Here is a 12,804-nt window from a genome sequence, read left to right on the forward strand (position 1 = left end):
GCGGCACGGGGTAGGCGTGGCGCGGGAGCGGGAGCTGGCGCGGCGCGAGGGCTGGAGTGGTGCGGGAGTTGGAGTGGCGCGGGAGCTGGCGCGGCACGGGGTAGGCGCGGCGCGCGACCTGGCGGGGGTGCTGGTGCGGAGCTGGCGCGGGTGCGGGTGCAGGCGCGGGCGCGGGAGCTGGCGCGGCACGGGGTAGGCGTGGCGCGGGAGCGGGAGCTGGCGCGGCGCGAGGGCTGGAGTGGTGCGGGAGTTGGAGTGGCGCGGGAGCTGGCGCGGCGCGAGGGCTGGAGAGGTGTGGGGGCTGGCGCGGGAGTTGGAGTGGTGTGGGGGTTAGGCGGGGCGGCGGTGGTGGAGGGATTGGAGGAGGCTGGCGGCTAGGAGCGCGGGGTGGTCGAAGTCGGACCAGTTGGTGCGGACGACGGTGAGGCCGAGGGCGCGGAGGCGGTCCTCGCGGCGCTTCTCCTGGATCAGTACCTCGGGCGATCCGCCGCCGTACTTCAGCGCTCCGTCGAACTCGACGACGAGGTTGTATCCGTCGAAGTCGAAGTCGACCCGCCCGATGAGTCCGTGGCGATCGTGGAACTCGGTTTGCAGTCTGGGCTCCGGCAGCCCGTGCTCGTGCATGAGGACCCGAAGACGAGACTCACCGACCGACTCGGCCAGTCCGTTGCCGAACCGCAGTGCCTGCCGGGCCGTGGCTGATCCGGGCCAGAACGTGCTCGCGGACCGCAAGCGCAGTACGTCGTCCTCGCCGAGGTGGCCGCCGCGAAGGGCAGCGTCAAAGCCCACCACACCCACCTCGAACGACGTCGTACACGCGGATTCGAGGGCTGCGCGCGCCACGTTGGTCACAAGTCGGCCGTCGACGACGGTCAGGTCGGCAGCGGTCAGCACACCGAGGTGATGCTGTACGCCGGCAACGAGGCCACCGGACTGTCCGTCCATCCGAGTCACGTGTACGCGGCTGAGGTCGAGGCCCCAGATCGGCATGCCGTGCAGGACCAACGCCGACTGGTGGCTGACGGCAACGGAGTTCGGGCGCATCGCGTTCATCGCTGCGTGCACCTGGCGCAGATGCACGAAGCGGGCGCGTTCCCACGGCGGCAGAACGGTCAGATCGAGCTTCTCGGCGTACTGGCCGCGCCGGATCTGTTCCCAGCTGCCGTCGCGCAGGCAGCGGACGATCTGCTCGTGCGTACATCCGCCGGCGAGCGCCTGCCGACGGCTGAACACACCTCCCTGCTGCGCTGCGATCAGTCTGAGCCGTTCGTTCACCCACCAAGCATCCACCGATCAGCCGCCGTCCGGGTGCCAGTTCGGCACATCTGTGGACAACTCCGTCACGAGGGGATATCCGGATCTTGTGACTGAGGTGTGGGTGGTCGACGGGTTCCAGGGCGGTGCCGGGCTTGGTGTGATGTGCACGCTCGACAGGACATGTCGAGTGAACAGGTAGTGCACCTGAGCGTGAACGCGCCCGTGCGTACAGCGTCTCGCCGGTGCACTACCTGTCGAGCGTGCACATCACCCCGCCGCGAGCAGCCGTCCCGCCACCAACCCGATCACCCGCCTGCCACCCGGTGCTGCAGCCTCATGCCGGCCCAATGCCGGCTCGTCGGCGGGTCGCCACTGGCGGGTTATGTCACCGCTGGCCTGCTACTTCCCGCCATCGGACACATAACCCGCCAGCCGGCACCACAACACCCACCCAACAGAAGATCGGATATCCCCTGGTGTTGTTGGTTCTCCCCTCTAACACCACCGGAGAACCCCCAAGAGGATGGGATATCCCCTCGTGTGCGACGGGGCGGAAGCCCGCGCGCGGCGCGGTGCGCGAGGCGCGGCGCGGTGCGCGAGGCGCGGCGCGGTGCGCGAGGCGCGGCGCGGTGCGGTGCGGGGGTGGGCGGGTTAGCTGGAGACGCGGGCGGGGGTGTACCAGGTGGCTAGGAGGTCGGGGAGGCGGTCGGGGCCCCAGCGGTCTACTGGGGTGATTCGGCCGCGCAGGGAGGCTAGGCCGCGGGCGAGTTCGCCTACTACGTCGCCTTGCCAGGGGACGGTGATGCCTTCGTCGGGGCCGACGATGACGGCGGGGCCGCCGCGGTCTACGCAGACGACGGGGCAGCCGGAGGCGAGGGCTTCGGTGACGGCCCAGCCGGCGGCTTCGCGGAACGCGGGGGCGAGGAGGGCGTCGGCGCGGAACATCGCGGCCAGGACCTCCTCGCGGGGCAAAGCGCCCATGAACTCGACGCGGTCGCGAACACCGAGCTGCCAGGCCAGGCTCTCGGCGCGTCCCCAGTCGGGCCCGTCGCCGATGATGCGGAGCTCCCAGTTGGCCGCCTCGGGTCGGGCCAGCGCACTGATCGCGAGCAGGACGCCCTTCCACGGGATCAGTCGCCCGACGAACAGCGCGGTCTTCACACCGGCCGCACCGAACGGTTCATAAGGACCGGACGCCGTGAATCGCCGGATCGCCACGTTCGGCTGCACCACGATCTCCCGGGCGTACGGCGCGAACGCCTCCGCTACATCGTTGTTCTGGGCAACCATCAGGTCCGCGATCTGCGCCATCCGCCGCCCGGTCGCGCGGCGCCGGACCCCGGTGTACGCACGACGTACCAACTCCCCCACCACACCCCGCGCGCCAAGCCAGTGCGCCATCGACAGCGGCGCCTTCGTCGACCCGCCGACCGGTCCCCAGATCACCTTCGCCGACGACGGTTCGACCACGCCGGCGCCCATCCAGTCGACCGCGAAGGTCAAATGATGAATCACGTCGAACGACTGCTCCGCATGCAGCTGCCGCGCCGTACGCCCGGCCAAGCCTTGCCACAACGGGTAGTACCAGTAAACGTCGGACGGCCGCCGCCGCAGCCGGAGAATCCACCGCGGCAGTTCCAGCGGTACGACGGTCAGCCCGGGCACCGGCCGCGCCTCGAGTTCGTCGAAGATCTCCTGCACGAACTTGCCCCGGGTCAGAAGCCAGACGTCGTGGTCCCGCGCCGCGGCCTTCGCCCAGGCCCACCCGGCGCCCGGCTCGGACCCGCCCGTCGGCCGGCAGGCGTACGCGCTGAGCAGTACCTTCGGCCGGCCGTACATCAGCTCATCCCCTCCAGGAGCCTGCGCAGATCGGTGCTCGAGGTGGAGGCGGTGTACGGGAAATAATGCACCTGTGCGCCGACCTCACCCAGCAGCCGTTCCAGTCTGGTCCCCTTTTCCGTTCCCTTCCAGTCATCGCCTTTGAAGAGAACGTCGTACCGCAGCTGCTGCCACATCTCGAACTTGTCGCTGGACCAGTCGCTGACCACCTCGTCGACGAGGTCGAGCGCGCGGACGACGTCCATCCGTTCCTCGTGCGGCACCACCGGCGGCCGGCCCTTGATCCGGGTCACCACGTCGTCCTCGACGACGCCTGCGATCAGGTGGTCGCAGTGCTCGCGGGCGCGGCGCAGGATGTTCAGGTGCCCGATGTGGAACATGTCGTACACCCCGGGCGCGTAGCCGACGACCGCCATCAGGCGCGCACCCCCAGCGCGCCCATCTCCCGGTACCACTTCCCGATCGCGGCCGCCAGGAACAGCAGGTTCAGCGCCAGCAGAGCGCCGTACAGCACGACGAACAGCGACGGCGTACCGAAGGCGAGGAAGACCAGGCACAGCACGCCATAGTCGGTCGGTGCGATGAGCAACGACTTGACCACGGAATCGCCGCGCTCGTTGGGCGTCGACGCGGCGCCGTGCCGCCGCCGGAGCTGGTCGATCAGGATCAGCCCGAAGAACAGCACCGACGACACGCACACGTACGCGAGCGGGATCAGCAGCACCAGATCGTTGTCAAAGGCATCGAAACGGTAGAACGAGATCAGTACGGCGCTGTGCAGCAGCACGATCTTGACCGCGTCGATCATGTGGTCGAGCCACTCCCCCAGCGGCGATCCGCCGCCGCGCAGCCGGGCCAGCTGACCGTCCGCGGAGTCCAGCCCGTACCCGAGCACGAGCAGCAACGTCACCACAAGCGCCAGCCCGGGTGACGGCCGTACGCAGGCCAGCAGCACGATCCCGACCAGCGAGCAGAACCCGCTCGCCAGGCTGACCTGGTTCGGCGTCCGCTTCCCGAGGTACGCCGTCGCCGCGAACACCCGCCCGATCCGCCGGTTCACGAACCTGGAGTACGCCGGCGTACCGGCCGACGGCTTCTGCGCCCGGGACAGCTGCGCGACGGTCTCCCGCAACCCAGCTCTGCTCATTGTTCGCTCGCTACGCTCGCTCATGCGACGTTCGAACTGCGGGACTGCCGCTGGTCGATCGCGGCACGCAGGATCGGGCTGCGCGAGCCGCGGCCGGCGGGCAGGACGGTGATCAGCCCGGCCGGAAGCCCGTCGAGCTCGTCCACCCCCAGCACGCCGTCGGTGGCACTGGCAGCGAACACGGTCTGCACCCCCAGTACGCCGGTCAGCCACTCGGGCCGTACGTCGTCAACGACTACCACCTCGTCGACGCACCGCAGGTGCTCGACGATCTGCGCCCGCTCGAGCAGCGGCACGAACGGCCGCCCGCCCCACGCGTCCAGCGCCCAGTCGTCGGACAGCACCGCCACCGCGAGCCGGTCGCAGTGCCGCCGCGCTCGCTCGAGCACGTCGACGTGCCCTACGTGAAACAGGTCGAAGACCCCAGCCACGCATCCAACCCGGGGCACACTGCCCACCCTGCCAACCCCCAACGCAAACTCCTGAATTCCGTCCGGCCCGACGCTGCCCCCCGCGTCGCCCGCGACTTTATACCCGTCGTTCCGTGCGCGCCCGGCCGTTGGCGGTGTGCCGGGCGATCGCATCGGTATAGATCCTTTCCGTGGCCACCACGTCACGCTCCGGTGTGAAGCGTTCCAGGTAGACCTGACGGGCTCGTTCGCCGAAGGCTATCGAAGTCTCGGGATCAGCCACCAACCCGATCGCCTTCCGCAATCCCTCCGGGTCGCCGGGCGCGGTCAGCGCACCGGATTCCCCGTCGTCGACGAGCTCCGCGAGCGCCCCGAGCCGGGACGCGACCACAGGCACCCCGTGCGCGAAAGCCTCCACCACCACAAGTCCGAAGCTCTCATACGAACGCGCCGGTACGACGGCGGCGCGCGCGGACCGCAGCTGTTCCATGCCGTCCGCCCACGGCAGTTGACCAAGCACCTGAATCGACAGGTCTTTCCGGGCGCGCTCCTCGGCCGCCATGCGCAGCGGACCGTCGCCCACCACGACCAATCGGCCGAGCGACGAATCCCAGGCCTGCAGGAGATCCGCGAACCCCTTGTCCTCGCTCAATCGCCCGAGGAACACCACAGCATCCCCCGCACCACTGCGCACCGCCCCCGAATGCGGTACGGCGTGCGGCTTCACCACGAACCGCTCCGGGTCGAACCCGGCCGCGACGTACCGGTCCCGCACGAACTCGGACGGTACGACGAACGTACCGACGTACCGCTGCCAGGTGTGCAAGGCGTTGTGTACGCCGATGCTCGTGGCCAGCGGCAACGTCTGCACCCGCGAGTCGCGGTAGCAACTGTGCTTCACGGCCGCCAGCGGGACCTTGCCGATGCAGGACTCGCACGGCCTGCCGTCGCGCTGCAGAACGGCGTTCGCGCAGAGCAGCCGGAAGTTGTGCAACGTCGCCACGACGGGCAGGTCCAGCCGGTACGCCGCCCGCAGTACGGAGGGACTGAACAGCGGAAAAGTGTTGTGCACATGCACGACATCGGGCCGCTGCGCTTGCAATAGCTGTGTTAAATCGCGTTCCGCCGAAAATGACCAAACGGAGCGAAACGGTAACAGTGCGCGATCTTTTCGGCCCATCTCGGCGATGTCGTCGCTGTTCCGGGCGTACAGATCGATTTCATGTCCTGAGTTACGCAACAAATCAATCGTTTGCGCGACAACCGTGTTCTCGCCGCTGGGTTGACCGGTCCGGTAACGGTTGTGCAACATGGCGACCCGCATGGCACTACCTTAAGTCCCGTCATAACTACGCCTGGTCTCGCCCGCTCCCAGGAGAGTGCATTGAGGAAGTTGTGGTTCGCAGCGCTGATCGCTGCGGCGGCGGCCGTCGTCACGGTCGCGGTGCCCGTCATCGCAGGAGAGAACAAGGCGACGACCGCGGCGAAGTCCCAGGACGCCGAGCAGGCCGCGTCCCGGGCGCTGCCCTCGCACCGCCCAGGCAAGACCACCGCGACTCCCGGCAAACCCCAGCCGAAGGCCACCGCCACGACTGGACCGACCAGGAACCCGGCGACGACCACACACCCCACCAAGAAGCCGACAGCGACGACTCCGGCCAAGCCGGTTGAGCCCAAGCTCCCCAAGCCGCCTGGAGTCGACTCCGACGAGGCCGGTCCCGCCGTCGCCGGTCCGTGCGTCGGCACGGTGATCAAGCCCGGCCAGAACGCGCAGTCGATCGTGAACTCCAAGCCGGCCGGTACGACGTTCTGCTTCGCGGCCGGCCTGCACCGGATCAGCGCCACCATCCGCCCGAAGGCGAACCAGGTGCTGGCCAGCGCGCAGCGCGCCGTACTCACCGGGTCGATTCCGCTGACCGGGTGGGCCCGCTCCGGGTCCGTCTGGGTAGTGCGGGGCGCGCTGCCATCGGCGTACGGCAAGAGCGGCGAGTGCGAGGACAACAAGGCGAACATCTGCTACCTGCGGGAGCAGTTGTTCCTCGACGACACGCACCTGACGCGGGTCGCGAGCGTCGCGGCGGTCCAGGCCGGCAGGTTCTACGCCGACTACGCGGCGAACGCGATCTACCTCGGCAGCAACCCGACCGGCCATGAGGTCGAGATGTCGAAGACCGCGACCGCGATCGAATCCGGCGCGAGCGGCGTGGTCGTCCGCGGCCTCACCATCGAGCACTTCGCCAGCGCACCGCAGGCCGGAGCGCTGGGCTCCGGGCCGAGCTGGAAGGTCACTGCGAACGACATCCGCTGGAACCACGCGGTCGGCGTGATGCTGGTGAAGGCGAACAGCACCAAGGTCGACAAGAACCTGATCCACCACAACGGGCAGCTCGGCCTCGGGCAGTACAGCTCGGCCGCGGCCGCCGTCACCCGGAACGTGATCAGCTCGAACAACACCGACGGTTTCTGGATCGCCGACTGGGAGTCCGGCGGCATCAAGTCCACCCGCTCCTCCGGCACCGTCAGCGGCAACGTGATCAAGTCCAACAAGGGCATCGGGATGTGGGCCGACGTCGCCGACGACGGCCGGGTGATCACAGGCAACCAGATCGTCGGCAACGCCGCGGACGGCATCCGGTACGAGATCAGCCGCAACGGCACCATCGAAGGCAACACGGTGACCGGCAACGGCTTCGGCACCGGCCGCGGATCCGGTACGTCGCTGTGGGACGGCGGCGGGATCAACGTCAACACCTCGACCGGGGTCACGATCAAGGGCAACCGGGTCTCGGGCAACGTCAACGGCGTCACGATCCAGTCCCGGACCCGTGGCAGCGGCCCGTGGGGCACCTACCTGCTGCGCGACGTCCAGGTCAGCGGGAACACCATCGAGATGACCGGCGGCACGCAGGCCACCGGCATGGTCCAGAACGCCGGCGCCGCCGTACCGGCCGGCGAAGTGGTGTTCAGCGGCAACAAGTACGTCCTCGACGACCTCGGCACCCAGCGGTTCGCCCGGTTCGGCACCAAGCTCACCGCGGCCGGCTGGCAAGACGCCGGCCTGGACACGGTCGGTAGCTTCCTCGCGAACTGATCGCTTGCCCATCGCAACATATTTGTGCGCTACGTATTGCCATGACTACCTGACGTAGGGGTAACGTGCGTAGGGAAGCCGCGCCATGGGGGGTGCGCTCAGGGCTACCTGTGCCACCGGAGGCTCCGCATATGAGGACAGCAGTCGTTGCAGTCGTTGCAGTCGGCACCAGCCTGGTTGCCGTCGGCCCCCTGCCTGCCCGGGGCGCCGAAGTACCACCAGCCACCACGCCACCGGCCGCCACGCCGTCCGCCGTACCACCTGACGGCACGCCGCCTACTGCTCTGCCGTCAGAGGCCGTGCCGTCGGATGCGGTGCCGTCGGATGCTGCGCCGCCTGCTGCGGTTCCGCCGGCTGATGGGACCTTCCGGACCGGGCCGGCGCTCGCGCCCGCCTGCAGCGGTGTGCCGATCCGGACCACCGACAACGCCGCCAAGATCGTCGACGAGGCCCCGACCGGTACGACGTTCTGCTTCACGTCCGGCTGGCACCGGATCACCGAGACGATCCACCCGAAGGCGGACCAGGTGCTCGCCGGCAACACCGGCGCCGTACTCACCGGATCGATCAGGCTGACCAACTGGGCCGCGAACAACGGCGACTGGGTCACCACAGGAGCTCTGCCACCGGCGTACCCGCAGACCGGGCAGTGTGAGGACAACACGGCGAACATCTGCTACCTGGGCGAGCAACTCTTCCTGGACAGCAAGCACCTGACCCGGGTCGCAACGCGCGATAAAGTTGCCCCCGGCACCTTCTACGCCGACTACGCGGCGAACGCGATCTACCTCGGCAGCGACCCGGCCAGGCACTCGATCGAGATGTCGAAGACGCAGACCGCGATCGAGTCCAGCGCGACCGGTGTGACCGTCCGCGGGCTGACGATCGAGCACTTCGCCACCCCGCCGCAGGGCGGTGCCGTCGTACTCGGCCTGGGCTGGAAGGTGATCGCCAACGATATCCGCTGGAACCACGGGGTCGGCGCGATGCTGATCAACGCGGACGGCGCCGTACTCGAGGACAACCACATCCACTCGAACGGGCAGCTCGGCATCGGCCAGTACAGCACGTTGAAGGGAGCCATTACCTCCAACGAGGTCAGCTACAACAACACCGACGGTTTCTGGGTCGCGGACTGGGAGTCCGGCGGGATCAAGACCACCTGGTCCAGTGGCGGATGGGTGAGCGGCAACCTGATCCAGTACAACCGCGGGGTCGGGCTGTGGAGCGACGCGTACGACGACAACCGGACGTTCAGCAGCAACCAGATCCTCGACAACGCAGCGGACGGGATCCGCTACGAGATCGGCCGCAACGGCATCATCGAGGACAACGTTGTGGGCGGCAACGGCTTCGGCACCGGCCGCGGATCGGGTACGTCGCTGTGGGACGGCGGCGGCATCAACGTCAACACCTCGTCGAACATCCAGGTCCGCGACAACGTGGTGGCGAACAACGTCAACGGCATCGCCATCCAGTCCCGAACCCGAGGCTCCGGCCCGTGGGGCCCCAACGTCCTCCGCGACATCGTTGTCTCCGGCAACCAGGTCACGATGCGCGGCGGCACCACCGCCACCGGCATGGTGCAGAACTCCGGCGCGGCAATCCCCGACGGCGAAGTCACCCTCAACGACAACGTCTACATCCTCGACAGCCTCGCCGCCGAACGCTTCCAGAAAACCGGCCAGTGGTACACCGCCAAACAATGGCGCACCACCGGCCAAGACACCACCAGCGTCTTCACCATCGGCAAAGCAGTCCTAGACGCCACCGGCCTCCTAACCTTCCTCCCCACCCCGAACTAACCCACCCCCGCCCGCCCGCCGCGCCACACCGGGCGGGCCGACCTCGTCGGGCGCGCGCCGGGCGGGCCGACCTCGCTGGGCCCGCGCGGCGGGATCGGCCAGCAGACCGGGGAACCCCACACACCTGAACCAACCAGCAGAATTCCCCACCGCCAGCCCCCCGCACCGGGCACCTGGCACCTGGCACCTGGCACCTGGCACCTGGCACCTGGCACCTGGCACCCACGATGTGCACTCTCGACAGGTAGAGCACCCCGAGACACCGTACACATCCAGCCCCACCACGCTCAGGTGCACTACCCCACCACCCAACACCACCTGTCCACCGCGCCCACCCCACCAGCGCGAGGCTTGCCACACCAACCCACCACCTCAGGCGCCAACCCCTCACCTCGCGCGACACCACCCCGCCAGCCGCCGGACCAACCCACCACCTCGGGGGGATAACCCCGCCCCGACCCGCGCGTGGTCACTTTGTGCACCAGATCCGTAGTCCCAGCACGCGACGACGCGGATCTGATGCACAAAGTGCCCCATGAACCGCTCAGGCCTCCACTCGGGCGCGGTCGGTCGGGGCGGTGGCTCGGGGCGGTGGCTCGGGGCGGTGGCTCGGCGCGGTGGCTCGGGCGGTGATCGGGACGGTGATCGGGACGGTGGGATCGCGCGGTGGGATGGCGCGGTGGGGTTAGTGGGTGAGGGTGGTGATGTGGTCGGTTAGGAGGGTGTGGAAGAGGGGGGAAGCTTGGAGGTCGGGGGGGAAGATTGTGTCTACGGCTAGTAGGGCGTCGACCAGGTCGGTGGGGGTGGTGGCGCCTGCTGCGGCGGACTTCAGGCGGGTGGCTTGGGGGTCGTCCAGGTCGGGAGTGCGTTGGACGTAGACCATCCAGGCGGCTACTGCTAGCGAGATCGTTCGGGGTTCGGCGCCGGCTTTCAGGCGGTCTCGGACTGTGCCTAGCATTCGGACGGGGAGCTTGACCGAGCCGTCCATCGCGACCTGGCGGGTGCGGTGTTTCAGGGCCGGGTTCTCGAACCGTTCCAGCACGGATGCGCCGTACGCCGCCAGGTCCAGCCCGTCGGGTGGCGTGAGAGTCGGTACGACGTCATCGGTCATCAACTGCCGCGCGAGCCCCTCGAGCTCCTCGTCGCGGACCGCCTCCGCGATCGTCTCGTAGCCGCGCAGTGCGCCGAGGTACGCGAGCATCGAGTGCGTGGCGTTGAGCATCCGCAGCTTGGCCTGCTCCCACGGCGCGACGTCGCTGGTGAGTACGGCGCCACCGCGTTCCCAGGCGGGGCGTGGACCGGCGAAGTCGTCTTCGATCACCCATTGCAGGAAGGGTTCCGCGACTACCACGGCCTCGTCCCGTACGCCGAGCAGCCGGGCGGCCTCGTCGCGGTCCGCGTCGGTGGTCGCCGGCACGATCCGGTCGACCATGCTGGCCGGGAACCGCGTCGCCTCGAACGTCGCGGGGAACTTGCCGAGCGCATCGAAATACTCGGTCACCAGCGTGCGCAGGAAGGGGCCGTTGGCAACCAGGTTGTCGCAGGAGACGATCGTCAACGGCTCTTCGCGACGGGCGATCGCGGCCGCCAGTTGGCCGACGACCGTGCGCGGAGGGCAGCCGGTAAGGTCGGCCTGGATCTCCGGATCGTCCAGGTTCAGCCCGGCGCCGGCGGCCCGGTACCCCTTCTCGGTGACTGTCAGCGTCACGACCGACACCGCCGGGTCCGCGATCCGCGCGACGACCGCCTCCGGGTCCTCGGGCGCGGTCAGTACCTCGCGGACGCTGCCGATCACCTGGACCAACGGCTCACCGAGCCCGCGCTCGAGAACGGAGTACAGACCGTCCTGCGGAGCCAGCTGGTCCCGGACCGTGCTGGAGCGCTGGCTCACGCCGGCGATCCCCCACCGGGTCTCGCCCGTTTCAACCGCGGCCCGTTCGGTGACGACGGCCTGATGGGCGCGATGGAACGCGCCGATCCCGAGGTGGACGATGCCGACCGACAACGCCTTCGGGTCGACGGCGGGGGCGACTGGGAGGTTGGTGAGGCTCAGCCTGTTCAAGCGACAAGACCTTTCTTCTCGGCAAACACAGCTTCTAGGTTCGAGGTGCTGGTCCAGTGCTGTCGCGGACGATCAGTTCCCCGTGCAGTTCCCGGTGGGTGCCGGCCGCGGCGGCCGAGCTGTCCGGGTCGTCGAGCATCGCGAGCAGCAGTTCGACGGCGATCCGGCCGGCCTCCTGTTTGGGCAGCCGGACCGTGGTCAACGCCGGCCGGGCCATCCCAGACATCGCGATGTCGTCGACCCCGACCACGCTCAGGTCGCCGGGCACCGAGATGCCGCGGCTGTGCAGGCGGGCCAGCAGGCCGATCGCGACCAGGTCGTTGTACGCGACGACCGCGGTCGCGCCGGTGGCGACGACCTGGTCCGCGGCCGCCATACCGCCCTCGTACGTCGGGGCGAAATTGCCCACCGGGGCGACCTTCGCGCGCAGTTTCTCGACCGCGTTGCGCAGGCCGAGACCGCGGTGTTGCGTCGACCACGACGTCGCCGGTCCACTGACCCAGGCGATCCGGCGGTGGCCGAGGGCAACGAGGTGGGCGACGGCCTGCCGCATCCCGTCCTCGTTGTCGTAGGCAACGCCCGGCAAACCGATGGCGGTGCGGTTGACGAGTACGACGGCGGTGTCCTGGGCGATCGCCGCCAGCTCCTCGTCACTCGCCCGCGGCGAGCACAGCACGACACCGTCGACCTGCTTGGACAGCGCCCGCACCAGCCCGGCCTCCGCGGCCGGGTCCTCGTCGGTGTCCGCGACGAACACGGCGACGTCGTGATGGCGGGCGCGCGCCTGCACGCCCTTGGCGACGCTGGCGAAGAACGGGTTGGCCAGGTCGGGCACAACCAGGCCGATGGTCCCGGTGCGGCCGGTGATCAGGCCGCGGGCCGCCCGGTTGGGCGCGTAGCCCAACTGCTCGACAGCCGCGGCGACGCGCGACCTGGTGGCTGCGTTGACCATCCCGGGCAGCGAGAGCGCGCGCGACACGGTGGACGGCGATACGCCGGCCAGTCGCGCCACATCCCGGATCGTCGCCGCCACGGTCATCTCCTCAAGGGGTCGCGGACGAGTCTGCAATCGGTTGCAACTTGTGTCAAGACGCCGTCCCATGGACTGCACCTTGTGCTGACAAGAGCCGACTGCAATCCTTTGCAGTGCCTGTTTCAGACCGCCCCATTTCAGACCAGCACAGCTCGGAGGA

At 69.0% G+C, this 12,804-nt stretch carries 11 protein-coding genes; 3 read left to right on the forward strand and 8 right to left on the reverse strand.

The genetic code is table 11. From position 1 onward, the window contains the following. Positions 1 to 196: hypothetical protein (locus ACWF0M_RS19510; RefSeq protein ID WP_452237084.1), on the forward strand; the 196-nt coding region annotated here is incomplete at its 5' end. Between the two features lie 134 nt (positions 197 to 330). Here ACWF0M_RS19510 and ACWF0M_RS19515 read toward each other — a convergent pair. The 6 genes from ACWF0M_RS19515 to ACWF0M_RS19540 all read right to left on the reverse strand — a co-directional run bounded on the left by ACWF0M_RS19515 (position 331) and on the right by ACWF0M_RS19540 (position 5,977). Then, on the reverse strand, positions 331 to 1,275 hold the full coding sequence (locus ACWF0M_RS19515; RefSeq protein WP_452237085.1) for a type IV toxin-antitoxin system AbiEi family antitoxin domain-containing protein: 945 nt from the start codon (positions 1,273 to 1,275) through the stop codon (positions 331 to 333). Positions 1,276 to 1,908: 633 nt separating this feature from the next. After that, positions 1,909 to 3,096 carry a glycosyltransferase gene (locus tag ACWF0M_RS19520; RefSeq protein ID WP_452237086.1) on the reverse strand — a complete coding sequence of 396 codons (1,188 nt, stop codon included), beginning with the start codon at positions 3,094 to 3,096 and terminating at the stop codon, positions 1,909 to 1,911. Next, positions 3,096 to 3,512: an adenylyltransferase/cytidyltransferase family protein gene (locus ACWF0M_RS19525; protein WP_452237087.1), complete on the reverse strand. Its 417-nt coding sequence runs from the start codon at positions 3,510 to 3,512 to the stop codon at positions 3,096 to 3,098. Before ACWF0M_RS19525 ends, ACWF0M_RS19520 begins: the two co-directional genes overlap by 1 nt. Further along, a complete protein-coding gene (locus ACWF0M_RS19530) occupies positions 3,512 to 4,243 on the reverse strand; it encodes a CDP-alcohol phosphatidyltransferase family protein (RefSeq protein ID WP_452237088.1) in 732 nt (243 codons plus the stop codon). Before ACWF0M_RS19530 ends, ACWF0M_RS19525 begins: the two co-directional genes overlap by 1 nt. 20 nt (positions 4,244 to 4,263) lie before the next feature. Further along, positions 4,264 to 4,674, reverse strand: coding sequence for an adenylyltransferase/cytidyltransferase family protein (locus tag ACWF0M_RS19535; protein ID WP_452237089.1), 411 nt, complete (start codon positions 4,672 to 4,674; stop codon positions 4,264 to 4,266). A 97-nt stretch (positions 4,675 to 4,771) separates the two neighbouring features. Then, entirely contained in the window at positions 4,772 to 5,977 is a 1,206-nt protein-coding gene (locus ACWF0M_RS19540) for a glycosyltransferase (RefSeq protein ID WP_452237090.1), read from the reverse strand. Positions 5,978 to 6,037: 60 nt separating this feature from the next. Between ACWF0M_RS19540 and ACWF0M_RS19545 the strand changes: the two genes are divergently transcribed. Together ACWF0M_RS19545 and ACWF0M_RS19550 are read left to right on the forward strand one after the other, a co-directional pair. Further along, complete coding sequence (locus tag ACWF0M_RS19545) at positions 6,038 to 7,744, forward strand: right-handed parallel beta-helix repeat-containing protein (protein WP_452237091.1); 1,707 nt, start codon at positions 6,038 to 6,040, stop codon at positions 7,742 to 7,744. Between the two features lie 131 nt (positions 7,745 to 7,875). After that, on the forward strand, positions 7,876 to 9,549 hold the full coding sequence (locus ACWF0M_RS19550; protein ID WP_452237092.1) for a right-handed parallel beta-helix repeat-containing protein: 1,674 nt from the start codon (positions 7,876 to 7,878) through the stop codon (positions 9,547 to 9,549). A gap of 685 nt (positions 9,550 to 10,234) precedes the next feature. Here the strand turns inward: ACWF0M_RS19550 and ACWF0M_RS19555 are convergent. Both ACWF0M_RS19555 and ACWF0M_RS19560 read right to left on the reverse strand, forming a co-directional pair. After that, on the reverse strand, positions 10,235 to 11,611 hold the full coding sequence (locus ACWF0M_RS19555) for a mannitol dehydrogenase family protein (protein WP_452237093.1): 1,377 nt from the start codon (positions 11,609 to 11,611) through the stop codon (positions 10,235 to 10,237). Between the two features lie 34 nt (positions 11,612 to 11,645). Further along, positions 11,646 to 12,644, reverse strand: a complete 999-nt coding sequence (locus ACWF0M_RS19560) for a LacI family DNA-binding transcriptional regulator (RefSeq protein WP_452237094.1) — start codon at positions 12,642 to 12,644, stop codon at positions 11,646 to 11,648. Between the last annotated feature and the right edge of the window lie 160 nt (positions 12,645 to 12,804).

It is taken from the genome of Kribbella sp. NPDC055110, assembly GCF_053607525.1.